This is a genomic window from Johannesbaptistia floridana (genome assembly GCF_057440575.1).
The window spans coordinates 1-25,720 of record NZ_JALKVM010000071.1; the positions used below are offsets into that span (position 1 = coordinate 1).

Below are 25,720 nucleotides of genomic sequence, written 5' to 3' on the forward strand. Positions count from 1 at the left end.
CTTATTATCATAGACTCTGATTGTTGGGTTGCACTTTGTTTAACCCAACCTACAAGATATTAAATTGGAAGTGAAGTAGGTATGATAGCGATCGCCCAAAATTCAATTAGAGAAAAGCATTAATATTTTGACAACAAATTGTTAAATATTGGTCTAGATTTGTTAACTGATAAATTTCTGTAGTTTGACTATTTTTTAGTTCTAAACTATTATTTCGTTTAACTATAAGAGTTCCATTAGTTAACAAAGAATCTGCTAAAAGCATTTCTGTTTCTGTGGGTTCAACTAATACAACTAAATCGCTATTTTGATAAAATAAACCCTCTTGAGTAAATATAGTCTCTGGATACTCAGCTAGAAGAAGATTGAGTCGAGGATGACGCAAAAACCCTTGAACATTAAGATTATAGGGATGCTGTAAAATTTTTTCTCTTTGATTTAACCAAATTCCCTGATGACTTATGCTGCCAATCAGATAATCAGGGTGGAGGTTAAGAATAGATTCAACAATTATCAATATTTCCTTTTGATTTAAACGATTAAAGGTAACTATGGGTATTCGAGAAGGTTTATTCTCGGGGAAAAAGAAATCCAAAATCTGACCAGGTACATTAATACTATCACCTAGAGCAGGTCTCAGGTGCATAAATACCCCAGGAGAGGAATTAATTTCGATAATACCAAAATTTCCTTCTTTCCAAGAACGAGAAATATCACTAGTAATGATATCAATACCAAAACAAGTAATTTTTAAATATTCAGCGATGTCTTCTGCTAACTGACGATTATCTGGATGAATAATAGGAGTAACATCGATACTCACTCCACCAGCAGAAATATTAGCTACTTGGCGTAAATAGACTTTTTCTCCAGCAGTAATAATACTTTCTAGAGATAAATCTTGTTCTTTTATATAGCTTAGTAAACCTTCATCTACGATAATTTTAGTTAAAGGAGAGATGGGAGTATCTTGACGCGCTGCTGTTTGATTTTCCTTGGTGATTAATTGGGATAAAGTACTATAGCCATCTCCTACCACATAGGGAGGACAACGTTCTAAGGCGGCTACAAATCGTTTATTAATACATAAAAGTCGAAAATCAGAACCAGATAAACTTTGTTCGAGAATAATTGGCGGTGTATCTTCTGTTTCTACACTAGACACTGCTTTAGTATAAGCGGTGATTAAACCCTCTTGACTAGATATATTTGCTGTTACCCCTATTCCTTCATGTCCTGCCACAGGTTTAATAGCTACAGGATAGCCAATTTCTACAACCACATCTAAAGCTTCTTTAAGACTATAAACTATTTTACCCCTTGGTACGGGAAAACCTAAATGGGCGAGAAAATCTTTGCAATCATCTTTTTGAGTAGTTAAATCAGAATCAAGGAGACTATCAGTATCAAAGATTGTAGATAATCCTCGAATTTGATATTTACCATAGCCATATTGAATTAATCCCTCCTCCCAAATCAGAAAATAGGGAATATTTCGTTCATAAGCTGCCGTTAAGAGACTGTATACAGTGGGATTTCCATATATAGAATTGCTAAATTGTTGTTGTAAACTTCTCAAATCAGCAGCATAGTTAATTTTTTCCCCTTGGGTAATTTTTTCTAACCATAGCCACACTGTCTCAACAATCTTTTTACTGGTGGAATAGTGCAAAGCTTGTAAAGCTAAACGATATTTATCAGTACAATCATATAGGCGTACTCTACAGCAGTGTAAATCCATTTCTAGGGGACTAAAAATCCGTAAGATTGCGGCGTATAAATCCCCGTAGCTAGTCAGTTTTGACCTTTGTAAATCTGGTAAAAACTGACTAAACACCGCAAGATATTCCTTGATAGATAAAGGTTTAGCCGTAGCAACTAGGCTAAAATCAAAAACTAGGGCACCGCTATCAAGATACGGATTAGGGCCACTATAGTATTTATAGTTACCAATCTTAAAGGTTTCGGCGCTGGAAATTTTCACGATTTTTTATTGGGAGAAGAAACTTGATGAATTTAAACTTTGAAAAAAGGATTGAAGATAATCTCGATTTAGTCATGTCTCAGAAAGAAGCTGAGGCTAAAAAATTAATAACTAAGCGAGAATCTACTCAATTTACTTACTTATACACTGCTACAGGCAAGAAAATTAGAAGTTCTGCCGCAGTTATCGAGTAGTTGACTTAAGACAGTAGACGAGTGATTTCTTTGAGATAAACATAACTAAAAGATTCTGATTCAGCGAGATTATAACTCTCTATTAAACCTTGTACTCTCACAGAAATATTATTTCCTTGTTTGATAATTAAAGTCTGATTAGGCAGTAAATCCCGAGCGAGAATCATTTCTGTTTCTGTTGGTTCGTTGAGGATAATTAAATTACTGCCTTCGTATACCATACCATCTTCTTTAAAGACTCTTTCGGTATATTCAGCAATTAACAAATCTAGTTGAGGATGACGTAGAAGACTTTTAACAGCACTATTGTATTCTTTGTTCAGGACTTTTTCTGAGCGATTCAAGAACATGCTATCTTGACAAACGGAACCAATTAACCAGTCAGGATGTTTCAATAAGATATGGTCTACAATTTCGTAGATTTCTTCTACATAAAGTCTATTAAAGGTGATAATGGGTACGCGACAAGGTTGGTTAGAGGGAAAGAGATATTCTAAAATCTGACTAGGTACATCAACGCTAACTCCAATCGCTGGATTTAAGTGCATAAATATACCCGGGGCTGCATTTATTTCGATAATACCAAAATTTCCCTCTTTCCAAGAACGAGAAATATCTTGGGCAATGACATCAATTCCCATACATACTAAACGAAAGTATTGAGCGATATCTTGAGCTAAAATCATGTTATCGGGATGGATAGTTTGAGTAGCATCGATACTCACACCTCCTGAAGAGAGGTTGGCTACTTTTCGTAAATAAATTACTTCTTCTGATTTAGGAATACTATCTAAAGAGAGATTTTGTTCTTCTAAATAGTTTTCCATAACTTCATCAGTTATAATTTTACCAAGGGCAGAAGTTGGAGTATCTAGACGGGCTTCGGTGGCATTTTCTCGCTCAATTAGCTCTTCAATTGTGGATTTGCCATCTCCTACCACAAAGGCAGGGCGTCTTTCTACTGCCGCGGCAAATTTCCCACCCACACAGAGTAAACGAAAATCCGCTCCCGTAATACTTTGTTCCACAATTATAGATGATTGTCCGGGTTCTGTGGCTTCTTTAGCTTTGTCAAAGGCAAATTCTAAACCGCGATCGCTCTGTACATTTGCTGTAACTCCAATCCCCTTGTGCCCTACTACTGGTTTTACTGCTACTGGATAGCCTATTTCTTTGATCACCTCAAAAGCTTCCTCTAAATCGTAAATAATTTCCCCTTTGGGTACGGGAAAACCACAAGTAGCTAAAAATGCTTTACAATCGTCTTTTTGAGTGGTAAAATCTGAGTCTAATTGACTATCGCGATCAAATGTTGTGGCTATGCCTCTTACTTGGTATTTGCCGTAACCGTATTGAATTAAGCGTTCGTCGGGTAGGTAAAATGTGGGGATTCCTCTTCTATAGGCTGTTTGTAAAATAGAATATATGGTAGGACCTCCGTAGGTAGAGTCGCGAAATTTCTCCTGTAAGCTGCTCAATTCTCGGTCAAAATCAAAACTCTCTTTAAAAGTTATCGCTTCTAAACAATCCCAGACGAGTTCGATCACCCCCATTGTGGTATCATGATGTAATGATTGAATAGCAATAGTGTATTTATCTGTTTCCTCTTTAATACTAAAACGCTCTAAATATAGTCCCATTTCTAATTTACTAACTTCCGACATAGTCTTAGCTAACATCTCGGGATAGGATTTAACTTTTAATCCTCTTAATTGGGATAAATAATTACCCATTTCATCTAAATAGGTCTCTATTTCTAAAGGTTGAGCATTTTCAAATAGCTTTAAATCAAAAACTACTGCACGAGTATTTAAATAGGGATTAGGTCCTTCATACTCTTGCAAATTATATATATCAAATATTTCTGCTCTTTTTCTACTCATTGTTATTTTTTTTCTCAGGAATTCCTATTTTTGGTTAGGTTCTATTTTCGCTTATTTATGTTCTCTATTTACAAATCTTTATTAAAAATTAATTTTATCGGAAAAATGTATTAATTGATACTAATTTTAAAATAAAAAATATTTTAATTGCTAATATACAGAGTAAAAATTTAAATTTTGATAGCTAATGAAAAAATTAACTTTTAAATTACCAGATACCCTGGTAATTGCCTGTTGTATTTTGCTTATAGCAATTATACTTACTTGGATAATTCCTGCTGGGGAATTTACCCGAGATACAAGCGACTTATTGGGGGTTTCTCGCCAAACGGCTGTGTTAGCTTTTCAGTTTGGTGATGGCTTGAGTAATATGATTATTCCTACTAGTGGAGTAACGATGGGAGTTTTATCAATTGCCCGTATTCCTTATGGAGTATGGCTCCGTTGGATGTTACCTTTAATGGCAGCTTTTTTTATTTCAGCCATGCTTCTCTTGTTAGGACCAACAATCCTATTTGAATGGAATTAATAGAAAAAAGTATTAATTTTAACAGAATAGCTAAATCTGAAACTTATAAAATTCTAATGCTAAGAAATATTAAAAAAATAATATTTCTCTTGTGTGTGTGAGGTGTAAAAAATTTATGTTGAATAAACTGGTGAAAACAACCAGAGAAATAATGCTGGTTGGGGGATTGTTGGCTATGGGTTCAACACCAATGATGGCCCAATCAACCAATTACGATGATACTCAAAGCGCCATGGTCAATGTCTCAGATTTGCGAGACGTTTCTCCCACTGATTGGGCTTATGAAGCTTTACGAAATTTAGTAGAAAGGTATGGATGTATTGTCGGTTATCCTGATCAAACTTACCAAGGAAACCAACCTCTGAGTCGCTATGAATTTGCCGCGGGATTAAATGCCTGTTTACAACAAATAGAAAGATTAATAGCGGCAGGTGAAACCATTTTGCAGGAAGATACCGCAACCATTCAAAGACTAGGGGAAGAATTTGGAGCGGAATTAGCCGTACTCACTACTCAAGTTGATAATTTAGAAGGAAGAACCACCTTTTTAGAAGATCATCAATTTTCTACCACTACTAAGTTACAAGGACAGTTAATCACTACCGTATCTCAAGTATTTGGTAATGAAAATGCCGCTACAGGAGAAGATTTAGATGTACAGGCAGCTTTAGAGTATAGACTGCGTTTACAATTTTTAACTAGCTTTAGTGGTAGAGATAGACTGAGACTACGTTTAGAATCAGCTAATTATACTTTTGGTCGTGGTGGTAGTAACTATACAGATTTTAACTTTAGTGCTAACACTGGTGACACAGTAGAGTTAAAGAAAGCAGAGTATACATTTCCTATAGGAGAAAAAGCTTTCTTCTGGGTGACCGCTATTAACATGAACTTTGATGACGTAGCTGACCCCATCGCTCCCTATGCTGGTCCAACTGCCGATGGGGCAATTTCCTATTTTGGCGCGATCGCACCTATTTACTTAAACAGTAGTGGAGGGGGAGCGGCTTTTTCTTATAGCTTTACTGATGCCCTAAGTTTGATTGGCTTTTACTCAGCAGGTAGTGCGGGAAGTCCTAATTCTGGTGAAGGTTTATTTAACGGTCAATACGTGGCTGCCACTCAGCTAACCTACTCCCCCACCGCTAATACTGGTGTAGCTTTTACTTATAATCATAGTTATTTTCCTCAATCTGACAGTCAGGCAATCCTCGGTTTTACTGGTAGTGCTTTAGCCGAAGATCCCTTCGGTGGAGAAGCTACCGCTTCTAATAACTTTGCCTTGGTGGGTGCTTGGCAAATCACCGACTTTTTCAGTCTTGAGGGTTGGGGTATGTATACTCGCGCTCAAGGTAAAAGTGGCGATCGCGATGGGGATACTGCTGATATTTGGAACTGGAAAATTAGTTTCGGTTTCCCTGATTTATTCCGGGAGGGCAATATCGGCTTATTATCTGTAGGTAATCCCCCCAAAGCTTACTCCGTAGATGGAGGTCCCTCAGATGATGATGTACCCTGGTTAGTTGAGTTACTCTATGTTTTTAGAGTTAATGATAATATTTCTGTTACTCCTGGATTTTTTGTGGTTACCAACCCCGAAGATGGACGCGATCCTCTCTGGGTGGGTACCATTAGAACTAGTTTTGATTTCTAGGAATATAGATTGAATCTATACGGGCGATTGTCTTTCTTGGGAGAGGCGATCTCCCGTATATCTCACACCAAAGCATCTTTACCTAATGTTACTGGTTGTGGTTGAGTAATGAGTTTTGAAGTTTTGAAGTAATGAGTTAAAGAATTGATGCTCAACTATCTTAAACAATCCTAGAAATCATCTCAGCACTATTAAGGTTTTTTATGAAATATTCATGACTATATAATCTTTTATTTATAAAATTGACACAGGCGATCGCCATTACTAATCCAAACATCTAATAGTTTGTAGGGTGCGTTAACATTCGTGTAACGCACCATAAGTGTATGAAACTACCAAAACCTGTTAAGTTAGTCTCCCTCTCAAAACATGTTTCACCATCTGTGAATAAAAATTGGCGATCGCTTAACTTCTAAAAATTTCCCCTAATGCCTGGTGTCGGCTTAACATTGTCACCTGTAGACTTCACAGTAAAAGCGAGCGCGGTTCTTTGAGTATAATCCAATTATTTACTTATTTTTCTTCTGGTGGATAAATTTCTACTTGACATTCTTTTGCTAAAGTTTTAGCTATAGATTTAGTTTTTTTCCCAATAACACAGGCATGAGCATCATTAATTTTTTTTAATTTGTCCTTGGGCACATTTGATTTATAACTTTTGCAATTTTGATCGTACAAACAGATAGTTTGTTCTGAATCATCTTTAAGAACATGAATTGGACATTCGCATATTCGCAGACCTTTTGAAGTAATATCTCCCACTGTAATTGAAGCTACGGCATTTTTACCATACTTTTTTGCTCTTTCATAACTTTCCTCTATAGATGTTTTAGAGGCAATTTCCACAGACATGTATTCATCTTTAAATGCAGCCGATGTAGCTCTTTCTTCTTGCCAGTTAAATTGACCAGGATGTAACCATCTATATAATTTCTCCTTGGGGTCAAGGCTCATTATTATTTAATCTCTACTAAATAACCAGTCGTATAAAATTTCTACTTCATTGTCCTGAATCTCGTCTTCTTCTTCTAAATCAGTTGAAGTTTTTAAATATTCTAAATTAGCTTCAGGATTATTAGGCACAATTATTTCTAATTGTTTTCTTAAAAACAATTCTCCATCCCATTCTAACAATATAGAGTTATCTGAACAAGGAGCAATAAATGGATTATACTTAGATAAATTATTTTTCATTTCATGCTTATCTAAATAATCATAAAGTTTTTCAACAATTTTCACTGCTCTTTGAATCTGCTCACTAGAAAATATAGAAGCTCCATAACCATCCCAATTTTCTTCTAAATCTTGCAAATGATTGAGTCTCTCAAGAGGGTCTAAACTACTTCGCCAGTCAAATTTATCTTTCCGGTGCGATCGCTTATGTGTACACATAAATTAATATATAAATACATTTTGACAACTGGATTTAGTTTGTAGGATGCGTTAACAATCTGTACTACACTATGAGTGTATGAAACTACCAAAACCCTGTTAAGTTAGTCTCCCTCTCAAAACATTTTTCAGCATCTGGGAATAAAAATTGGCGATCGCCTGGAAGATACGCCCTCGCGATGCGCACATTTATCTTTGAGTATAATCAATTATATGAAGTTTGTAGGGTGCGTTAACGTAGTGTAACGCACCATGAGTGTATGGAACTACCAAAAACCTTTTAAGTTAGTCTCCCTCTCAAAACATTTTTTAGCATATTGGCGATCGCCTGGAAGATACGCCCTCGCGATGCGCACATCTATCTTTGAGTATAATTAATTATATCGTTTCAGTAAGGATTAATTAAAATCTTTTATAACCTATTTACTTATCTCGCTTGATAGTGGTAGCTTGTTGGTAGCTGAATTTTTCAGTGAGCTACCAATTAGCTATTAGTGATTTTCCGAAACCTCGAAACTGTAAGAGGTTGAGGAAAAAGGCGGCACCCAGATTCGAACTGGGGGATAAAGGATTTGCAGTCCTCGGCCTTACCACTTGGCTATGCCGCCACTCTTAGCTTTACTATTATAGCAATAATTTTGTTTAAATGCCAAGGTTAGGTGGTAGAATTTTTGCTTGTATTTAAGACAAAATCAAAGAGATAGTGAGCTAATTCTAACTTAGCACAAGGGTCAATCTGTTGTTTTCTGCCCTGTTTATCTAAAAAAACCCCTTGATTAGTATCACTATTAAAACCCGATTGTGGTTGATCTACAGGATTAGCTACAATTACATCTAGTTGTTTACGCTGCAATTTTTCCTGTGCTGGTTTAATAATATCTCCAGTTTGGGCAGCAAAACCAATCAGAAGTTGATTATCTTGTTTAATTTTCCCGACACTTTCCAGTAAATCTGGCACTGGTAAAACGGGTAATTTCTCCGGTAAAGACTGCTTAGATAGTTTTTGAGGTGTATATACGGCAGGTTTAATATCTCCCACTGCTGCCGACATAATCAGCCAATCATGACGAGGAAAAGTCTCTAGTAGATGCTGCTGCATTTCTTCACTGCTAGTCACTGAGATTCTATTTATAGGCGGTAAAGTAGCCAGTATATCTTCAGTAATGGGAGCATGTATTAGGGTAACTTGGGCACCACGAGTATAGGCAGCATTAGCGATAGCAACGCCCATTTTACCACTAGAAGGGTTACCAATGAAGCGCACTGGGTCTAAATGTTCTCTCGTGCCTCCGGCGGTAATTAAAATCTTTTTATTTACTAAATCTTGTTTACCACGGGTGTAGAGAAGAGATTGTAGAGTAGTAATAATTTCTATAGGTTGAGCCATACGCCCTACCCCAACGCGATCGCAAGCTAGTAAACCTGATTTTGGTCCTACTCCATAATAGCGCCGATTTTCTTGTATTTGTTGCCAGTTGCGCTGCACAGTGTCTTGTAGCCACATTTCCGTATTCATCGCGGGAGCTAGTAAAACCGGGCAATTAGAGGCTATAATTGTGTTAGTGAGCAAGTTATCAGCCAAGCCATAGTTTAATTTACCGAGAGTATTAGCCGTTAGGGGGGCAACTAAAATTATCTCTGCCCATTCTCCTAGGGTAATATGGAGGGGGCGAGAGTGGGTAGATTGCCAGAAATCTTCATCAGTATAGGCTTGGTGACGGCTGAGAGTTGCTACCGTCACAGGAGTAATAAACTTTTGGGCACTATTGGTTAAGATTACCCTAATTTGTGCTCCAGCTTTAAACAAAGTAGAAATTACTTCACAGACTTTGTAGGCAGCAATGCCGCCACCAATACCAATAACAATTTTTTTGTCTTGCAGCATTACCTAGGATTCGTCGTAGGCTTCATTATCTAAGAGATAGAGATAGGGTTTAACTAATTCTTCCTTGTGAAAGGCGATCGCTCTTAGTAAGTGCCAATCCTGTAAACTTTCAAAAGGACTATTATAGTCATCTTTTTCTAAACGATGGGCGATTACTGCTACTTCTTCTGGGGTTACTTTAGCGATTTGTTCTTTAGTTAAAGTCATTTATTTTTACTTGCAAACTTTTGGGAACACAATAGTTATATTTTAGCTTTTAAGAAATACCTGTAACAAAATTTTTAATCAAATCTAAAACAGGCATAGAAATTTCATGTCCTATATTTAACTCATGATAATCTATATTGAGACCCAGATTAGTCAACTCATCCGTCAAATCTCCTCGACCAATTGTTGGGGGGTAATTTCATTACTACCAAATTCTACCTGCTTTGGAGGCCAAATTAATCCTTTTTCTACCACATATGCCGTCACCAAGATGATCGCCGGGTGAGGTTCACTCGTTGGATTATTTTCTTGCACCACATAAGACCTGGGTATAGAGGTATGCTTTCTACCTAAAATAAAGTTAATCTTAATCATAGTTAATCGTTTTAAAGTTTTGATATTGACTAGCAAAAATAATTTGTCCTAAAGCTAAACCTCCATCATTAGTAGGAAATTTTTGTGGATAATACATTGGTAAATTAGCTTCATTTAGTTTATTAATAGTATTTTCTAATAAATATTTATTTTGCCAACAACCTCCAGCTAAAACTATATTTTCTATGTAAATACTTTCTGCAACAGTCTCAGTTATTTTTGTCAAAGTATTATGAAATTTAGCGGAAATCAAAGATACTGATTCACCATTCAAGTAATCTTCAATAATATTTTTAATTATGGGTTTCCAGTCAATATAAGTACAACAATTTTCTTGATATTGCCAATCAAAAGGATAAGTTGCTCTGGTTAATAAGTCATCAATGATAAATTCTAATCTCATTGCCCCTTCCCCTTCATAAGTGACTTTTTCGACAATTCCTAATAAAGCGGAAATTCCATCAAATAAACGTCCAACACTAGAAGTCAGAGGACTGTTAATTTTTTGTTCATACATTTTTGTTAAAATTTTTAATTCTTGAGGAGAAAAAGACGATATAAAATTTAATTTTGGTGGTATATTTTCTAAACTTTCAAAAACTTGAAGTAATAAAGATAAAGTAATTCTTGTCGGGTTAATAATAGCTTGACTACCACCTAATAAATAAAACGGTAAAAAACTAGCAATTCTTTGTATTTTATCCTTAGTAATATAAAAAAATTCTCCCCCCCAAATAGTGTTGTCGAATCCATAACCTGTGCCATCCCATGCTATCCCTAATAAGGGAAAATTGATCTGGTTTTCCATAAAAGTACTGAAAATATGAGCAAAATGATGTTGTACAGGTACAATGGGAATTGATTTATTATTACTATTACTTAATTCTTCGGCATATTGACTAGAGTAATAATCAGGATGAGAATCACAAGCAATTAAATCAGGTTGAAAATTATATATGTCTTGAAAATGCTTAATAGTTTGTCGATAATTTTGAATAGTTTCAGCATTATCTAAATCAGCTAAATGTTGACTTAAGAAAATTTGTTCATTTATTTTTATCGCTATAGTACTTTTTAAATGTCCCCCTAACGCCAATATTTTTAGAGATTTTTTTTCCTGATTATCACTTAAATTAATCGGCAAAGGTGCATATCCTCTCGCAAGTCTTAAAACCATTACTTGATCGTTAATTATTCTCACAATAGAATCATCAATTGGGTTTAAAATAGGACGATTATGAACTAAAAAATAATCAGCAATATTATTTAATAATTCAATAGCCTCTTTTTCATCAATACAAATTGGTTCACTTTGACGATTTCCGCTAGTGGCAACAATAGGAGATTTTAATTCATTCATCAATAAATGATGTAACGGAGTATAAGGTAACATTACTCCTAAATAAGGATTATCGGGGGCAATTTCTTCACAAAACAAAGTTAATTGCTTAACTTTTTTTTTCTTTAATAAAACAATAGGAGAAGCAGAAGATAATAAAGTTTTTTCTTCTATTTTAGAGACAAAACAATCTTGCTTAATTTGTTCTAGATTAGGATACATTAAAGCAAAAGGTTTATCAGGACGATTTTTTGCTAAACGGAGTTTTTTTACGGCACAAGAATTAGAAGCATCAACCACTAAATGAAATCCCCCTAATCCTTTAATGGCTAAAATTTTTTCTTGTTTAATTAAAGTTACTGTTTCTTGAATCGCTTCTTCAAATTGAACTAAAATGTTACCTTTTTTATCCCATAATTCCAGATGAGGACCACATTTTTTACAGGCATTTGGTTGGGCATGAAAACGACGATCGCTCAGGTTATTATATTCTTTTTCACATTGGGGACACATGGTAAAATGACTCATAGTTGTACTTATGCGATCGTAAGGTAAATCGTAGATGATAGAATAACGAGGACCGCAATTAGTACAATTAATAAAAGGATATAAGTAACGTCTATTTGTTTTATCAAATAGCTCTTTTAAACATTCACTACAAGTAGCTAAATCTGTGGGGATAATCGTAGTTTTATTAAAATTCTTATTATCTGATTTTTTAATCTCAAACTTTTGATAACCGATATAGTTTAACTTGGTAATTCTTAAACTATGAATTTCTGCTAAAATTGGTTTCTCTTTCTCGATTTTTTCGCTAAATTTATTCAGAATATTTTCTTGACATTCTGCATGAATCATAACGCCTTCTGAGGTATTTTTAACCCAACCTTTAATATTTAGTTGTTGAGCTATTCGATAGATAAATGGACGAAAACCAATACCTTGAACAATTCCCTTAATTTTAATTTCATACATATTTATAGATTAATTTTTGTTAAATAACTGAGTATCCCTTGATTATACACATCAGATTCTCTAAGTATTTCTACTCATTGCATAATTGAGATGCACCCTAATTTTATTTCTTTTCCCTGAATAATATTATTACTAAATTGAAGGCAATTAGGGCATTCAAAAAACCATTCTTGAGGAGAAAAATTTTCTTGACAACAATCGCAGTAGCAAACAACAGGAATATCATGAATTACTAAAGTTGCATTTTCAGCAATTGTATTTTGAGAAACAACATCAAAAGCAAACTGTAGAGCTTCAGGAACAACTCCAGACATTTTACCTATTTCCATGGTTATTTTCTTGATTTTATGAGCATTTTGAGCCTGAGCATTTCTAATGGCTATTTCTAAAGTTTGCTCCATAATACCTATTTCGTGCATGATTGATTATTTTCTTAATTTCTAAGAGTGCGGTTTCTTTTCCTTTACTAGCAACCTCTGATATTTCTTCACCTAAATTTAAGTTTTGAATAGGTATGGAAATCAACCATACTTGAGGTGTTTTTTGCTCAAGAAATTCGGTTAAATAAATAAGAGATTCTGGGGTTAAATGATGGGTAAAATTATTATTAATTGCTGAACTTTTGATAGATGTTAATGTTACTTTTTCATGACTAATACTAGCATCTACAAAAATTACCACTTCAAATTCTGCGATTTTTTCAGCTAATTCTGGGGTTAATTGATGTAGATAAAGACATTTTATTAAAGGTTCATGCCAAGTTTCCACAGTCATGGCAACTAATTGCCCAATACCATCGTCACACCTTAAGGTATTACCGTAACCAATCAATAAAATTTTTGCCCATTGCCCATTGTCCATTGCCCTTACTTAATCACGAGATACCTGATCAATAATGTCCCCTGTGGCAGAGACTAAATCAATTTTAAGGGGCATTTGCCCGAGCGCATGAGTAGAACAACTTAAACAAGGATCAAAGGCTCTAATTCCAGCCTCGACACGGTTCAACATTTCTTCGGGAATATTAACTCCATGAATATAATGTTTGGCAATTTGAGCAACAGTTTTATTCATTGCTAGATTATTTTGTCCTGTCGCAATAATTAAATTCACCTTCTCGATTAAACCATTTTCGTCCACTTTGTAATGATGAAATAAAGTTCCACGAGGTGCTTCGCTAACCCCAATACCTTCTAGATAATTAATTCCTGCTGATGCTCTAACTCTTGTAGAAAGTATCTCTGGATCATTCATCAAATTTTTAATCGCTTCTAAACAAGCTACTATTTCTACTAATCTAGCATAGTGATAAAAGAAGGAAGAAGTCGCAACTCTCCCCCCTGCCCGTTGACGAAATTCTTGTAATTCTGTATCGGCTTTTTCCGTACCAATTTGCTCACAGACATTCAATCTAGCTAAAGGACCAACTCTGTATATACCATCAGGATAACCCAAAGGACGATAATAAGGAAATTTGAGATAAGACCAATTTTCTACAGCTTCCCCTAAATAATCCTCGAAATTATCTTCACTCAAATTATCCGCAACAATATTACCACTACTATCAACAAAACGTATTTGCCCACCGTAATGTTCCCAATCACCATTAGGAGCAACTAAACTCATAAATAAAGAATTAAACTTGCCAAATATCTCTACTTCGTGTTTTAAGTCAGTATCTAAAAGACGCTTTAATAAATTTAAAGCTAAGTCTGTCGTTTGTTTTGCTTCAGGTAAATTATCAATAATCCATTGACGACTCTCAGCAGAAAGTGGAGTTCTTACCCCCCCTGGTACAGTCCAAGCGGCGTGGATTTTTCTCGCCCCTAAAAGTTCAATTATTTTTTGTCCAAAAGCCCTTAAACGAATACCAGCCCTTGCTAAATCTGGATCAGCGGCCATTAAACCAAAGACATTACGAGTTTTGCGATCGCAGTTCCAGCCTAACAAAAAATCAGGGCTACTTAGATGGAAAAAACTTAAAGCGTGGGATTGAGTTAATTGGGCTAAATTCATCAATCTTCTCAATTTTTCTGCCGTGGATGGGATTTTCACCCCTAAAATTTTGTCTCCTGTTTTGGCTGAAGCTAATAAATGACTTACAGGACAAATACCACAAATTCTCGCCGTAATCCCTGCCATTTCAAACATAGGTCTTCCTTCACAAAATTTTTCAAACCCACGAAATTCAACTACATGAAAATGAGCATCTTCCACTTTTCCATTGTCGTCTAAATAAATGGATATTTTCGCATGACCTTCAATGCGGGTTACGGGATCAATAATAACTGTCTTACTCATATAATTTTACCAAAATAAATGGGGTTAACGGGCTTTCTCTTTCAAGGATTAAGAGCAAGGGATAAAGGTCAAAGGAATTCCTTTGACACCTTTTATTTTAGTCCAATTTTTCAACCACAGATCCTAAATCGTTACCAATTGAGAATTAACTTTACTTTCAACATAACTATACCAATGTGCCATTCCTTCACCTGTACGGGCAGAAATCATAAAAATCTCGCTTTGAGGTGCAATTAATTTAATATTGTTTATAGCTAAATCTTGATCAAATCCGACGGCTTCGGCAATGTCAATTTTGCTAATTAACACAAGATCAGCCCTTTTGAAAAGCGTAGGATATTTTAAGGGTTTATCTTCCCCTTCCGTTACGGATAAAATGGCAATTCTTTGATGTTCCCCTAAATCATAAGCGGCTGGGCAAACTAAATTACCAACATTTTCAATGATTAGTAATCTACATTCATCTAAATCCATTCTATCTAAGGCCTTATGAATCATATTTGCTTCTAAGTGGCAAAGGTTACCTGTATTAATTTGTACAACCTGTGCTTCACTATTACGCAATCTTTTAGCGTCATTATCCGTCGCTAAATCCCCCACAATTACCGCACTTTTATAGCTAGTCTTTAAATCGGTTAAAGTTTTTTGTATAAAAGTTGTTTTCCCTGAACCCGGTGAGGATAAAATGTTGAATACATAAATATTTTTTTGCGCAAATAAATTTCGATTGTGTTGAGCTAAGTGATCATTTTTAGCTAAAACGGACTGATTTATCTTGATGATTTGAGAAGTTTGCTGACCTGAAAATTCAGTTTTGTTAATAATGATTGGTTCAGAAATCGTAGAACAACCGCAATCTTTACACATAAGTTTTTCACAACAATTATTGTAATTTTTTAAATTGGATAGGTCTAGGGGATTGCTCCCCTTTCGCCCCGTTGCCACCGGACAAGCACTTATTATGTGCATACTGCTACCCCCTTTACATTTTATCAGGTTCTGTTGCCAAAAGTTATGAAGTATACAAACTTTCTATGTATCCTACGTAGTTTTAAGTAGCAACCTCAAAGAGTGATTCAATAAATTCTTTTTGAGCTACACTGTCTCTATGATGAACACCATCAACTTGACCTTTATTGATGGCGTGCATTATTTCAATTCCTTTTATTGTTCGCCACGCTGTACCGAACGATTTGTATCCCAATCCAGCATTAGTTATTTTTTTGGGGATGGACCTTAAGTTGTATTAAGCAGAAAGAAAAATATCTCTTTTATTAAACTAATATAAATTTAGGTAGGTCAGGAAATATCTTAGCTTGTTCTGGCTCTCCATAATTACATAGTTTAAGGAGGAAAAGTGAGTAAAATGGCAACTTCAACAGTGAAAACTTCCCCAAAAACAAAAGATACATCTAATAAAACCAAAGTAGATAAGCGTTTAAAGGTATTAGATGTGACGATCAAGAAAAATGGCTTTCGTCAAGACGCATTGATCGAGATATTGCATAAAGTCCAATCCACCTTTGGTTATTTAGAAAAAGACGTTTTAGAGTACATAGCCCATAAATTACAGCTACCTTTTAGCGAAGTTTATGGGGTGGCAACATTTTATCATCTTTTCTCCTTAGAACCATCAGGAAAACATAAATGTGTCATCTGCTTGGGAACAGCTTGTTATGTCAAAGGTTCATCTGAATTATTAGATAAATTAGCAGAAGAAACTAATCTGCATCCTGGGGAAACCTCCGAAAATAGTAAATTATCTTTGATGACAGCTCGTTGTATAGGTGCTTGTGGACTTGCTCCTGCGGCAATTTTTGACGATAAAGTGTCTGGAAAATTAACTAGCGAAGAAATGATGAAAACCGTGCAAACTTGGTTAGAGGAGGAATAGTAAACATGGATTTGATTGAATTACGAAAAATTGCTCAAGAGAGACTCAATCAATATAAACCGATTAGAGTTGTCTTTTGTAGTGCCGCAGGATGTCAATCTTCAGGTTCACTCAAAGTAGCCGAAGAATTAAAAAAAGCTGTGAAAGCTCAAGGATTAACAAATCAAGTTGAAGTATCTCCGGTCGGTTGTAAGGGTTTTTGTGGACGAGGCCCTTTAGTGCAAGTTGTATCGCAAAACAGACTCTATGAAAATGTTGAGCCTGAAGATGTGCTCTCTATTGTCTCTTCTATTAACGATAGCACAGTTACGCCTACTGCGGTTCAAGGGGATTATGAACATCCTTTCTTTGCTCGTCAAATGCGGATTGTTTTGGAAAATAGTGGCAAAATCAACCCTGATATGATTGAGGATTACATTGCAGTAGGGGGTTATCAGCAGTTATATCATGTTCTCCATGAAATGGCACCTAATGAAGTAGTTCAAGAAGTTATCACCAGTGGCTTAAGAGGGCGTGGGGGTGGTGGCTATCCTACGGGCTTAAAATGGGAAACGGTACGCAAAATGCCCAACAAGCAAAAATATGTGATTTGTAATGCTGACGAAGGTGATCCAGGTGCCTATATGGATCGGAGTGTGTTAGAAAGTGATCCGCATCGTATTATAGAAGGAATGGCGATCGCAGGTTATGCCATCGGAGCAAATCAAGGTTATATTTATGTTCGGGCAGAATATCCCCTCGCCATTAGTCGCCTTCAAAAAGCAATTCAACAAGCCAAGAGAAACGATTTACTAGGCACACAAATTTTTGACAGTTTATTTGATTTTAAAATAGATATTCGTATTGGTGCAGGAGCTTTTGTTTGTGGTGAGGAAACAGCTTTAATCGCTTCTATCGAAGGTAGAAGAGGTAATCCACGCCCTCGCCCTCCTTACCCGGCTCAAGCGGGTTTATGGGACTATCCCACACTAATTAATAACGTGGAAACTTTGGCTAACATCGTGCCGATTATACGTGAAGGGGGAGAATGGTACTCCAATATCGGTACTGAAAAAAGTAAAGGAACAAAGGTATTTGCCCTCACAGGGAAAATCAAGAATACAGGATTAATTGAAGTGCCTATGGGTACAACTATTCGTCAAATTGTTGAAGAAATGGGAGATGGTGTTCCCGATGATGGCACAATTAAAGCGGTACAAACAGGAGGGCCATCAGGGGGGTGTATACCTGAAAAATATTTTGATACTCCCGTTGATTATGATTCTCTCAAAGAATTAGGCACAATTATGGGTTCAGGGGGGATGATTGTCATTGACCAAGATACTAATATGGTTGATTTAGCAAGATTTTATATGAATTTTTGCCGTGATGAAACCTGTGGAAAATGTATTCCTTGTCGTACAGGTACAGTGCAATTATACGAGTTACTGACTAAAATTGTTAATCAACAAGCAACTGAAATGGATTTGACTAAACTTAAACAACTTTCAAAGTTAGTAAAAGCTACTAGCTTATGTGGTTTAGGACAAACAGCCCCCAATCCAGTATTAAGCACCTTGCGTTATTTTGAAGAAGAATATTTGACTCTACTAAACTCAAAAGGATCAAGGGTTACTTTTGAGTTACAAAATGAAACAACTACTAAACATTAGTCGCCCTAAACGGGGGTTTTTTGACCCCATGATTTCTTGATAATTCTGAGAATAAAGTATAAATTTATGTCTGTTGTAACTTTAAAAATTGATGGTATTGATGTAGCGGTAGAAGCAAAGACTTCTATTTTGCAAGCTGCACGAGAAGCAGGGGTAAAAATTCCTACTCTTTGTCATCTAGATGGACTTTCTCCTGCTAGTGCTTGTCGTTTATGTATTGTGCAAATTCAAGGAAGTAATAATTTTTTACCCAGTTGTTCCACAGAAGTAAGTGAAGGAATGGAGGTTTTTTCCCAAACGGAAGAAATCAAAGAATATCGCAAAATGTTGTTAGAACTTTTGTTTGCCGAGGGTAATCATGTTTGTGCAACTTGTGTCGCTAATAATAATTGTGAATTACAAGATATGGCGGTGGAAGTAGGAATGGATCATACCCGTTTTGATTATCGCTATCCTAAAAGAAATGTTGATCTTTCACATCCTCAATTTGGTATTGATCACAATCGCTGTATTCTTTGTACTAGATGTGTTCGAGTTTGTGCGGAAATTGAAGGAGCTCATGTTTGGGATGTGGGCTTTAGGGGGGAAAATGCTAGAATTGTCAGTGGTTTAAATGAACCTTGGGGTAATGTTGATGCTTGTACTTCATGCGGAAAATGTGTTGAAGTTTGTCCAACGGGAACTATCTTCCGTAAAGGTACTACCACAGGTGAAAAACAGAGTGATAGCAAAGAAATTGAATTTTTAAGTTTAGCAAGAGGAAAACATCAATGGACAAGATAAGATTGGCGACGGTTTGGTTAGCAGGTTGTTCAGGTTGTCATATGTCTTTTTTGGATTTAGATGAATTTTTATTCGATATAGCGGAAAAAGTCGATGTGGTGTATAGCCCAGTGGCTAGTGATATCAAGGATTATCCTGAAAATGTCGATGTTTGTTTAGTGGAAGGTGCAGTTGCTAATCAAGAAAATTTAGAATTAATTTTGAAGGTAAGACAGCAAACTAAATTTTTAATATCCTTTGGAGATTGTGCTGTAACAGCTAATGTACCTGCTATGCGTAATATGTTAGGGGGAACTGATTCTGTACTGAAACGTTGTTATTTAGAATTAGGTGATGACGATGCTGTTATTCCTAAAAATCCTCAATTTGTACCTGAATTATTAGATCAAGTTCGCCCCCTTCATCATATTGTTAATGTCGATTTATACTTACCCGGGTGTCCTCCTTCTGCTTCAAGAATCAAAGAAGCGATCGCACCTTTATTGCAAGGAGAAAAACCAGTCATGGAAGGTAGAGAAATGATTAAATTTGGTTAAAACTTTTATAGTCAGTTCAAGGAAGTAACCTTGATGAAGCTTTCAATCCCACGCTAAATCCTCGGATTAGCGTGTGGAGTGTCAATCTACTAAGAAATTTAGGAGTAGCTTTGAATTACTTTAATATATGCTACTCAAAAATACGTAGGATACATAGAGAGTTTGTATACTTCATAACTTTTGGCAACAGAACCCATGATTTAATTTGCTACAAATGATTGAGAATTGCTATAGTAAATTAAATGAGAGTTAATACTTGTAAAAACTTGTGTTATTTCTTCGTCCATTCATTATTCTAAATTCTTTATGTGTCTAGCTGTACCAGCTAAAATAATCAAAATTGAAGGTGACAGTCCATTCGAAAAAATGGGCAAAGTTAGCTTTGGTGGCATAGTAAAAAGTATTAGTTTAGCCTATGTTCCAGAAGCTAAAATTGGTAATTATGTTATCGTTCATGCAGGTTTTGCTCTAAGTATTGTTAATGAAGATGAAGCTCAACAAACGTTAGCAGATTTAGAAGAGATAAGCAATTTAACTTAAATCCTTATGAAATTTGTCGATGAATATAGAAATATTGATGCTGTCAAGCACTATGCCCAACTCATTGCTTCTATAACTACTAGGGCATGGAATATTATGGAAATTTGTGGCGGACAAACTCATGCAATCGTTAAATATGGTATTGATCAATTATTACCACATGAAATAACTTTAATTCATGGTCCGGGTTGTCCTGTGTGCGTTACTAATATTACTTTAATCGATCAAGCTATTGCGATCGCTACTTTACCCAACACAATTTTTTGTTCTTTTGGGGATATGTTGAGAGTTCCCGGTAGTAAACAAGATTTATTAAGCGTCAAAGCTAATGGTGGTGATATTCGTATCGTTTACTCCCCCTTGGATTGTTTGAAAATAGCCCAAGAAAATGTCGATAAGGAAGTAGTTTTTTTTGGAGTAGGATTTGAAACTACTGCCCCGACTACCGCTATGGCAATCTATCAAGCTCAACAAAAAAGCATCAATAATTTTTCTATCTTAGCGTCTCACGTTCTTGTACCACCTGCAATGGAAGCTATTTTATCCTCTCCTCAATGTCAAGTACAAGGTTTTTTAGCCGCAGGTCATGTTTGTACGGTGATGGGCTACGAGGAGTATAAACCGATCGCCAAAAAATATCAAGTACCCATTGTCGTGACAGGGTTTGAACCTGTAGATATACTGCAAGGCATTTATTTGTGCCTTCAACAACTGGAAAAAGGGGAAAGTACAGTACAAAATCAATACAGTCGTTCTGTAAATAAGCAAGGCAACCAAAATGCTCAAACTTTAATTAAAGAAGTGTTTGAAATTTGCGATCGATATTGGCGAGGAATAGCGAGTATCCCTAAAAGTGGTTTGAAAATTAAAGAAAAATATGCTCAATTTGATGCACAAAAAAAAATTAATTCACAATTATCAACTCTTAACACCATTGAATCCCCGCATTGTATTAGTGGAGAAATTTTGCAAGGTATTAAAAAACCCCATCAATGCCCATCTTTTGGTAAAAAATGCCTCCCTGAAAATCCTTTAGGTGCGCCGATGGTTTCTTCTGAAGGGGCTTGTGCCGCCTATTATCATTATCGTCAATCTAATTAAGAAAGATTAATTATGGACAATCACTTTAATCTTAATTGCCCTTTTCCTATTCAAAAATATCCTCGGATTTTATTGGCACATGGTGGCGGAGGAAGATTAATGCGTCAATTAATTGAAGATATATTTTTGTTTAATTTTCAGCCCAAAAATCAAATTGAACATGATGCAACGGTATTAAATATTAATAGTAATAAAATAGCTTTTACTACCGATTCTTATGTGGTAAATCCCCTTTTTTTTGCGGGAGGAAATATTGGTTCAATGGCAGTATATGGCACAATTAATGACTTGGCAATGTCTGGAGCAAAACCCCTTTATTTAAGCCTAAGTTTAATTTTAGAAGAAGGTTTAGAAATATCTACTTTATTAAAAATAATTCAATCTATTAAAGCAACCGCCGAAATAAGTAAAGTTAACATCGTTACGGGGGATACTAAAGTAGTAGAAAAAGGGAAAGGAGATGGTATATTTATTAATACCAGTGGAGTGGGAATTATTGAGCATGATTTAGTAATTAATTCTTCAGCAATTGAAGATAATGATGCGCTCGTCATTAGTGGTGATATTGGCAGACATGGTATTGCTATTATGGCTCAAAGAGAGGGTTTAGAGTTTGAAACATCTATTGAAAGTGACTGTGGTTCTATCGTTGAACCTGTTTTAAGTTTGTTAGACGCAGGGGTAGAAATTCACTGCTTAAGAGATTTAACAAGAGGGGGTTTAGCTAGTGCTTTAAATGAAATTGCGATCGCAGGTGATTTAGAAATAACAATAACAGAAAAATCAATCAGTATGAAAGAAGAAGTAAAAGGGGCTTGTGAAATGTTAGGATTTGATCCTCTTTACGTTGCTAATGAGGGAAGATTTATCGCTTTTATTCCCCAAAAATATCTAGACAAAACTTTAAATATTTTACAAAATTATCATCAAGAAGCGAATTTAATTGGCTATGTGAAAAAATCATCAAAAGGCTTAGTAATAATGAACAGTCTTATTGGAGGAAATAGGGTAATTAATATGCTTAATGGCGAACAATTGCCTCGTATTTGTTAAGGTATAGAGCCAGGGCTGTTTCGTTCTAAAATTTTTCGTAAGCTAGAAGCTAGACACCACAAAAGTTGACGCTCTTTTTAGCTATTATTAGAAAAAAGGTGATTTATTATTAGCAAAAAATCCCCTCTCCCTGCTCAGAAGCTCCGGTGCTCCCTGCTCCTCCTCACCATTTTCTTTGTCAAGAACGAAACAGCCCTGGGTATAGAGCCAGGGCTATTTCATTCTGTGCTCCACCTTTAAACAAAGTAGAAATTACTTCACAGACTTTGTAGGCAGCAATGCCGCCACCAATACCAATAACAATTTTTTTGTCTTGCAGCATTACCTAGGATTCGTCGTAGGCTTCATTATCTAAGAGATAGAGATAGGGTTTAACTAATTCTTCCTTGTGAAAGGCGATCGCTCTTAGTAAGTGCCAATCCTGTAAACTTTCAAAAGGACTATTATAGTCATCTTTTTCTAAACGATGGGCGATTACTGCTACTTCTTCTGGGGTTACTTTAGCGATTTGTTCTTTAGTTAAAGTCATTTATTTTTACTTGCAAACTTTTGGGAACACAATAGTTATATTTTAGCTTTTAAGAAATACCTGTAACAAAATTTTTAATCAAATCTAAAACAGGCATAGAAATTTCATGTCCTATATTTAACTCATGATAATCTACATTGAGACCCAGATTAGTCAACTCATCCTTAGCTTTTCTGGCTGCGGCTAAGGGAACCACTTGATCTCTCACACCGTGTACAATTAAAACAGGAGGTTGGCGTGAGCTCTCTAGTTGAGGTTGACTATGTAAATATCCGCTTAATATCCCCAATCCCGCTAAAGGTAAACTTAAACCCACATCATAAGTCATCGCGCCACCTTGGGAAAAGCCAATTAACACAGTATCACTCAAAGCTATCTGAGTAGTTGTTTCTAGAGATAGTAACCACTGTTTAAGTAAACTTCGACTTTCTGTTAATCCTTGGTAATCGTCTCTTTCTAAAGCATACCAAGCCTTACCGAAGGGCACTTGAAAATGGGGAAAAGGGGCATCAGGACAAATTATTTGGTAATCAGGTAAATTAATAAAAGAAGCTAAACCCCCTATATCTTGGGCATTAGCGCCCCAACCATGTAAAAAAACTAGTAATTTGCTAGGGGGGTTATTACCAGAAGGTGGAAAACTAATTGATTCTAGTGACAATTTTTTATCTCCGTCCATTGAGTATCATAATAAGCAAGGTAATTTATACAATATTTTAGATTATGGATATCTTAGAAATTCTTAAACAAGACTACCAAAATTTTCCCTATAATCAAACTTACTCTATCTATGCAGAAAATGTCTATTTCAAAGATCCTCTCAATGAGTTTACTGGGATTAATCGTTATCAAGAGATGATCTCTTTTATGCAAAACTGGTTCAAAGATGTTCAGATGGACTTGCATAGTATTAAACGTCGAGAATGGCAAATTGACACCGAGTGGACATTGAATTGGACAACGCCTTTACCCTGGAAGCCGCGTATTGCTATTCCTGGTAAGAGTGAGTTAAAACTTAATCAAGAACAGCAAATTATTGGTCATTTTGACTACTGGTATTGTTCTCGTTGGGATGTAGTAACTCAACATTTTCCTCAATGGAATACTTAGGAGTTTTTTGATTTTATGACTCTATCGCAAACAATCAAGCAATTTATTAATAATCCTCAAAATATTCCCGTAAATCTAATCTGGCGTTTTCCTAAACATAGTTCTTCACAAAAACATATATTTGTTTTAGGGTCTCCTCGCAGTGGTACCACCTTAGCTAAACTAATATTAGGAGTACATCCTCATCTCAATAGTTGTGGTTATGAGACTGGTTTTTTTCTTTCTCAAGATGTAACTACTCTTAAATTAGCAGGAATAACGGAAGCACAAAGAAAAGAAATTTTTCAACAATCTCAAGATATTGTGCAGTTATTTGATGGTTTAGTAGCACAAGTATTAATCAATCAGGGTGGTAAAAGATATGTGGAGAAAACCCCCTCTCATATTTTGAGACTTGATTTTTTACTCAGGAATTTCCCCCAATCACAATATATACACGTTTATCGTGATGGCAGAGATTGTTATTGTTCTGCGAAAAGGCATAAAAATATTCCCCAAGCTAAAAGTATACAAAGATTTGCTCACTATTGGAAAAAATCTATTCAAGCCAGATTGAAACATGGTGACCATCCCCAGATTTTTGATCTCAAATACGAAGATTTAGTCACCAATCCTGAGTTTCAGGTGAAAAAAATGATGGATTTTCTCGGAGAAACCTATGATTCTCGACAAATAGAACCTAAGTACTATAGTAATAATTCTATAACTAATAGTTCTCGTCAAGAGTTTTCTAAATTATCTCAAGCAATAGATAGTACTAATGTTTATAAGTATTTAGAAAGGCTAACTCCAGAAGAAATAGATATATTTAATCGCATAGCTGGTTTAGAATTGACTTCTCTTGGATACACATTATAGAAAGAATTTAATTGTGCTTGAAACTAATTTACAACTCCACAAACAAACTCCCCTCACATCTGTTAACCGCTTCTAAAAATCTACTCAAATTTACTCAAACAGCAAAATAAGACAGAAAAAAGTCAGCGGTATATCTTTTGCCATGTAAAGTGTTTTTATTCCTTGCTAATTACTCGGTACTCTACACAACAGGTGTAGACTCAATAACTAGCTTGACCTTACATGCCCAGTTAGGGTAAACTTCCATACGATAAAAGGTATTCCTCTTTATGTATCCAAGTTCAGCTTTCAATAGTTTATTTAGTTTATAATACACGCGCCATAGATGTGCCCTATCTTTCACAGATAAAGCAGTCTTGATGGTCTGCGGTAATCTTTCACTTAATCTCATCCCCCTTCTCCCAATCACCATAGCTGCCGCTACACCACTATTCAATCCGTACATTCTCATGTATTTAACCATCCCAATCAAAGAAGTGTATTGAGATGCTACTTTTTTTATTTCTACACCCCTATTAGCGGCAATAGAGGCTAAAATCTTAAAAAACGAGTTATATCCCCAACTACTCAACATCCGACTATATTTCTTGTTAGTCTCTCTTAAAGATTGTTTTTTACGAGAAAAGTCTAATTTTTCGTGAACAATTGGCTTTCTCGTTTTTAGGGATAAATCCACTAGAAATAATGATGCTTTGACAAATTGCGCTTGTGTCTTACCTTTACTAGAATTACTTTGTAATGAAATAGACCCATGTTTAACTAAATTACCATCAAAATCTAATTCAGCCCAATCAATAGATGATGGATTTAAGTCTAAACTAATTACTCCTAAATTGGCAGTATTAGTCTCAACAGGAATTGTGGTTGGGGTGAATTGGACACAAGCATTCCACTGGTTATTTTTTTGATAAAAATGCCAGGTTTTGGCGCCAGTAATTGGTAATCT

At 35.6% G+C, this 25,720-nt stretch carries 28 protein-coding genes, 1 tRNA gene and 1 pseudogene; 12 read left to right on the forward strand and 18 right to left on the reverse strand.

The genetic code is table 11. The features are described from left to right. Positions 1–106 precede the first annotated feature (106 nt). The gene (locus tag MW688_RS05245; protein ID WP_486734877.1) at positions 107–1,984 is read right to left on the reverse strand and encodes an ATP-binding protein; all 1,878 of its coding nucleotides are present in this window, start codon (positions 1,982–1,984) and stop codon (positions 107–109) included. A gap of 26 nt (positions 1,985–2,010) precedes the next feature. On the opposite strand from MW688_RS05245, the gene MW688_RS05250 reads away from it, so the two are divergent. After that, a complete protein-coding gene (locus MW688_RS05250; RefSeq protein ID WP_486734878.1) occupies positions 2,011–2,178 on the forward strand; it encodes a hypothetical protein in 168 nt (55 codons plus the stop codon). Between the two features lie 5 nt (positions 2,179–2,183). Here the strand turns inward: MW688_RS05250 and MW688_RS05255 are convergent, their stop codons facing one another. Further along, the gene (locus tag MW688_RS05255; protein WP_486734879.1) at positions 2,184–4,061 is read right to left on the reverse strand and encodes an ATP-binding protein; all 1,878 of its coding nucleotides are present in this window, start codon (positions 4,059–4,061) and stop codon (positions 2,184–2,186) included. A 187-nt stretch (positions 4,062–4,248) separates the two neighbouring features. On the opposite strand from MW688_RS05255, the gene MW688_RS05260 reads away from it, so the two are divergent. Next, positions 4,249–4,590: a hypothetical protein gene (locus MW688_RS05260; RefSeq protein ID WP_486734880.1), complete on the forward strand. Its 342-nt coding sequence runs from the start codon at positions 4,249–4,251 to the stop codon at positions 4,588–4,590. 115 nt (positions 4,591–4,705) lie between these two features. Then, on the forward strand, positions 4,706–6,244 hold the full coding sequence (locus tag MW688_RS05265; RefSeq protein ID WP_486734881.1) for an iron uptake porin: 1,539 nt from the start codon (positions 4,706–4,708) through the stop codon (positions 6,242–6,244). Between the two features lie 513 nt (positions 6,245–6,757). On the opposite strand, the gene MW688_RS05270 is transcribed toward MW688_RS05265, so the two are convergent. From MW688_RS05270 to MW688_RS05325, 12 genes are all read right to left on the reverse strand, one after another. Then, the gene (locus MW688_RS05270) at positions 6,758–7,198 is read right to left on the reverse strand and encodes a hypothetical protein (protein WP_486734882.1); all 441 of its coding nucleotides are present in this window, start codon (positions 7,196–7,198) and stop codon (positions 6,758–6,760) included. A 6-nt stretch (positions 7,199–7,204) separates the two neighbouring features. Then, entirely contained in the window at positions 7,205–7,636 is a 432-nt protein-coding gene (locus MW688_RS05275) for a hypothetical protein (RefSeq protein WP_486734883.1), read from the reverse strand. Between the two features lie 536 nt (positions 7,637–8,172). Next, positions 8,173–8,244: transfer RNA gene (locus tag MW688_RS05280), tRNA-Cys, on the reverse strand. 47 nt (positions 8,245–8,291) lie between these two features. Continuing rightward, the gene (gene coaBC, locus MW688_RS05285; RefSeq protein WP_486734884.1) at positions 8,292–9,521 is read right to left on the reverse strand and encodes a bifunctional phosphopantothenoylcysteine decarboxylase/phosphopantothenate--cysteine ligase CoaBC; all 1,230 of its coding nucleotides are present in this window, start codon (positions 9,519–9,521) and stop codon (positions 8,292–8,294) included. Positions 9,522–9,524: 3 nt separating this feature from the next. Further along, positions 9,525–9,728 (reverse strand): protein IsiD, encoded by a 204-nt coding sequence (gene isiD, locus MW688_RS05290; protein WP_486734885.1) that lies wholly within the window; start codon positions 9,726–9,728, stop codon positions 9,525–9,527. A 165-nt stretch (positions 9,729–9,893) separates the two neighbouring features. Further along, positions 9,894–10,103: a hypothetical protein gene (locus MW688_RS05295; protein WP_486734886.1), complete on the reverse strand. Its 210-nt coding sequence runs from the start codon at positions 10,101–10,103 to the stop codon at positions 9,894–9,896. Beyond that, positions 10,096–12,417, reverse strand: coding sequence for a carbamoyltransferase HypF (gene hypF / locus MW688_RS05300; RefSeq protein WP_486734887.1), 2,322 nt, complete (start codon positions 12,415–12,417; stop codon positions 10,096–10,098). Before hypF ends, MW688_RS05295 begins: the two co-directional genes overlap by 8 nt. A 74-nt stretch (positions 12,418–12,491) precedes the next feature. Continuing rightward, positions 12,492–12,818, reverse strand: a complete 327-nt coding sequence (gene hypA, locus MW688_RS05305) for a hydrogenase maturation nickel metallochaperone HypA (protein ID WP_486734888.1) — start codon at positions 12,816–12,818, stop codon at positions 12,492–12,494. Further along, positions 12,790–13,278, reverse strand: coding sequence for a hydrogenase maturation protease (locus MW688_RS05310; RefSeq protein WP_486734889.1), 489 nt, complete (start codon positions 13,276–13,278; stop codon positions 12,790–12,792). The genes hypA and MW688_RS05310 overlap by 29 nt, the downstream gene beginning before the upstream one ends. 9 nt (positions 13,279–13,287) lie before the next feature. Then, positions 13,288–14,718: a Ni/Fe hydrogenase subunit alpha gene (locus tag MW688_RS05315; protein ID WP_486734890.1), complete on the reverse strand. Its 1,431-nt coding sequence runs from the start codon at positions 14,716–14,718 to the stop codon at positions 13,288–13,290. 123 nt (positions 14,719–14,841) lie between these two features. Further along, positions 14,842–15,687: a hydrogenase nickel incorporation protein HypB gene (gene hypB, locus MW688_RS05320; protein ID WP_486734891.1), complete on the reverse strand. Its 846-nt coding sequence runs from the start codon at positions 15,685–15,687 to the stop codon at positions 14,842–14,844. Positions 15,688–15,769: 82 nt separating this feature from the next. Beyond that, positions 15,770–15,922 carry a hypothetical protein gene (locus MW688_RS05325; protein WP_486734893.1) on the reverse strand — a complete coding sequence of 51 codons (153 nt, stop codon included), beginning with the start codon at positions 15,920–15,922 and terminating at the stop codon, positions 15,770–15,772. Between the two features lie 162 nt (positions 15,923–16,084). Here MW688_RS05325 and hoxE point away from each other — a divergent pair, with 162 nt between their 5' ends. From hoxE to hypE, 7 genes are all read left to right on the forward strand, one after another. Next, complete coding sequence (hoxE, locus tag MW688_RS05330) at positions 16,085–16,612, forward strand: bidirectional hydrogenase complex protein HoxE (protein ID WP_486734894.1); 528 nt, start codon at positions 16,085–16,087, stop codon at positions 16,610–16,612. A gap of 5 nt (positions 16,613–16,617) precedes the next feature. Beyond that, entirely contained in the window at positions 16,618–18,264 is a 1,647-nt protein-coding gene (locus MW688_RS05335; RefSeq protein WP_486734895.1) for an NADH-ubiquinone oxidoreductase-F iron-sulfur binding region domain-containing protein, read from the forward strand. A 66-nt stretch (positions 18,265–18,330) separates the two neighbouring features. Next, positions 18,331–19,047 carry a bidirectional hydrogenase complex protein HoxU gene (gene hoxU / locus MW688_RS05340; protein WP_486734896.1) on the forward strand — a complete coding sequence of 239 codons (717 nt, stop codon included), beginning with the start codon at positions 18,331–18,333 and terminating at the stop codon, positions 19,045–19,047. Further along, entirely contained in the window at positions 19,035–19,583 is a 549-nt protein-coding gene (locus MW688_RS05345; RefSeq protein WP_486734897.1) for an NADH-quinone oxidoreductase subunit B family protein, read from the forward strand. Before hoxU ends, MW688_RS05345 begins: the two co-directional genes overlap by 13 nt. 306 nt (positions 19,584–19,889) lie before the next feature. Next, entirely contained in the window at positions 19,890–20,123 is a 234-nt protein-coding gene (locus MW688_RS05350) for a HypC/HybG/HupF family hydrogenase formation chaperone (protein ID WP_486734898.1), read from the forward strand. Between the two features lie 6 nt (positions 20,124–20,129). Beyond that, positions 20,130–21,224 carry a hydrogenase formation protein HypD gene (gene hypD, locus MW688_RS05355; protein WP_486734900.1) on the forward strand — a complete coding sequence of 365 codons (1,095 nt, stop codon included), beginning with the start codon at positions 20,130–20,132 and terminating at the stop codon, positions 21,222–21,224. A 12-nt stretch (positions 21,225–21,236) separates the two neighbouring features. Continuing rightward, positions 21,237–22,277, forward strand: a complete 1,041-nt coding sequence (gene hypE, locus MW688_RS05360) for a hydrogenase expression/formation protein HypE (protein WP_486734901.1) — start codon at positions 21,237–21,239, stop codon at positions 22,275–22,277. Positions 22,278–22,455: 178 nt separating this feature from the next. On the opposite strand, the gene MW688_RS05365 is transcribed toward hypE, so the two are convergent. Genes MW688_RS05365 through MW688_RS05375 form a run of 3 tightly spaced genes read right to left on the reverse strand, consistent with a single transcriptional unit; the run spans position 22,456 to position 23,452 of the window. Next, positions 22,456–22,599: a hypothetical protein gene (locus tag MW688_RS05365; protein ID WP_486734902.1), complete on the reverse strand. Its 144-nt coding sequence runs from the start codon at positions 22,597–22,599 to the stop codon at positions 22,456–22,458. Between the two features lie 3 nt (positions 22,600–22,602). Then, complete coding sequence (isiD, locus tag MW688_RS05370; protein WP_486734885.1) at positions 22,603–22,806, reverse strand: protein IsiD; 204 nt, start codon at positions 22,804–22,806, stop codon at positions 22,603–22,605. Between the two features lie 49 nt (positions 22,807–22,855). Further along, positions 22,856–23,452, reverse strand: a complete 597-nt coding sequence (locus MW688_RS05375; RefSeq protein ID WP_486734905.1) for an alpha/beta hydrolase — start codon at positions 23,450–23,452, stop codon at positions 22,856–22,858. 77 nt (positions 23,453–23,529) lie between these two features. Here MW688_RS05375 and MW688_RS05380 point away from each other — a divergent pair, with 77 nt between their 5' ends. Then, positions 23,530–23,916 (forward strand): C6orf136 family protein, encoded by a 387-nt coding sequence (locus MW688_RS05380; protein ID WP_486734903.1) that lies wholly within the window; start codon positions 23,530–23,532, stop codon positions 23,914–23,916. Between the two features lie 15 nt (positions 23,917–23,931). Then, positions 23,932–24,774: a sulfotransferase family protein gene (locus MW688_RS05385; RefSeq protein ID WP_486734904.1), complete on the forward strand. Its 843-nt coding sequence runs from the start codon at positions 23,932–23,934 to the stop codon at positions 24,772–24,774. 181 nt (positions 24,775–24,955) lie between these two features. On the opposite strand, the pseudogene MW688_RS05390 reads toward MW688_RS05385, so the two are convergent. Then, positions 24,956–25,720, reverse strand: a pseudogene (locus MW688_RS05390) (hypothetical protein); the annotation flags it as partial.

Bases quoted from the DNA above. Each gene is read 5' to 3' on its own strand.
- MW688_RS05250 (WP_486734878.1), top strand. From the start codon at position 2,011: ATGAATTTAAACTTTGAAAAAAGGATTGAAGATAATCTCGATTTAGTC.
- MW688_RS05255 (WP_486734879.1), bottom strand. From the start codon at position 4,061: ATGAGTAGAAAAAGAGCAGAAATATTTGATATATATAATTTGCAAGAG.
- MW688_RS05260 (WP_486734880.1), top strand. From the start codon at position 4,249: ATGAAAAAATTAACTTTTAAATTACCAGATACCCTGGTAATTGCCTGT.
- MW688_RS05265 (WP_486734881.1), top strand. From the start codon at position 4,706: ATGTTGAATAAACTGGTGAAAACAACCAGAGAAATAATGCTGGTTGGG.
- MW688_RS05270 (WP_486734882.1), bottom strand. From the start codon at position 7,198: ATGAGCCTTGACCCCAAGGAGAAATTATATAGATGGTTACATCCTGGT.
- MW688_RS05275 (WP_486734883.1), bottom strand. From the start codon at position 7,636: ATGTGTACACATAAGCGATCGCACCGGAAAGATAAATTTGACTGGCGA.
- coaBC (WP_486734884.1), bottom strand. From the start codon at position 9,521: ATGCTGCAAGACAAAAAAATTGTTATTGGTATTGGTGGCGGCATTGCT.
- isiD (WP_486734885.1), bottom strand. From the start codon at position 9,728: ATGACTTTAACTAAAGAACAAATCGCTAAAGTAACCCCAGAAGAAGTA.
- MW688_RS05295 (WP_486734886.1), bottom strand. From the start codon at position 10,103: ATGATTAAGATTAACTTTATTTTAGGTAGAAAGCATACCTCTATACCC.
- hypF (WP_486734887.1), bottom strand. From the start codon at position 12,417: ATGTATGAAATTAAAATTAAGGGAATTGTTCAAGGTATTGGTTTTCGT.
- hypA (WP_486734888.1), bottom strand. From the start codon at position 12,818: ATGGAGCAAACTTTAGAAATAGCCATTAGAAATGCTCAGGCTCAAAAT.
- MW688_RS05310 (WP_486734889.1), bottom strand. From the start codon at position 13,278: ATGGACAATGGGCAATGGGCAAAAATTTTATTGATTGGTTACGGTAAT.
- MW688_RS05315 (WP_486734890.1), bottom strand. From the start codon at position 14,718: ATGAGTAAGACAGTTATTATTGATCCCGTAACCCGCATTGAAGGTCAT.
- hypB (WP_486734891.1), bottom strand. From the start codon at position 15,687: ATGCACATAATAAGTGCTTGTCCGGTGGCAACGGGGCGAAAGGGGAGC.
- hoxE (WP_486734894.1), top strand. From the start codon at position 16,085: ATGGCAACTTCAACAGTGAAAACTTCCCCAAAAACAAAAGATACATCT.
- MW688_RS05335 (WP_486734895.1), top strand. From the start codon at position 16,618: ATGGATTTGATTGAATTACGAAAAATTGCTCAAGAGAGACTCAATCAA.
- hoxU (WP_486734896.1), top strand. From the start codon at position 18,331: ATGTCTGTTGTAACTTTAAAAATTGATGGTATTGATGTAGCGGTAGAA.
- MW688_RS05345 (WP_486734897.1), top strand. From the start codon at position 19,035: ATGGACAAGATAAGATTGGCGACGGTTTGGTTAGCAGGTTGTTCAGGT.
- MW688_RS05350 (WP_486734898.1), top strand. From the start codon at position 19,890: ATGTGTCTAGCTGTACCAGCTAAAATAATCAAAATTGAAGGTGACAGT.
- hypD (WP_486734900.1), top strand. From the start codon at position 20,130: ATGAAATTTGTCGATGAATATAGAAATATTGATGCTGTCAAGCACTAT.
- hypE (WP_486734901.1), top strand. From the start codon at position 21,237: ATGGACAATCACTTTAATCTTAATTGCCCTTTTCCTATTCAAAAATAT.
- MW688_RS05365 (WP_486734902.1), bottom strand. From the start codon at position 22,599: ATGCTGCAAGACAAAAAAATTGTTATTGGTATTGGTGGCGGCATTGCT.
- isiD (WP_486734885.1), bottom strand. From the start codon at position 22,806: ATGACTTTAACTAAAGAACAAATCGCTAAAGTAACCCCAGAAGAAGTA.
- MW688_RS05380 (WP_486734903.1), top strand. From the start codon at position 23,530: ATGGATATCTTAGAAATTCTTAAACAAGACTACCAAAATTTTCCCTAT.
- MW688_RS05385 (WP_486734904.1), top strand. From the start codon at position 23,932: ATGACTCTATCGCAAACAATCAAGCAATTTATTAATAATCCTCAAAAT.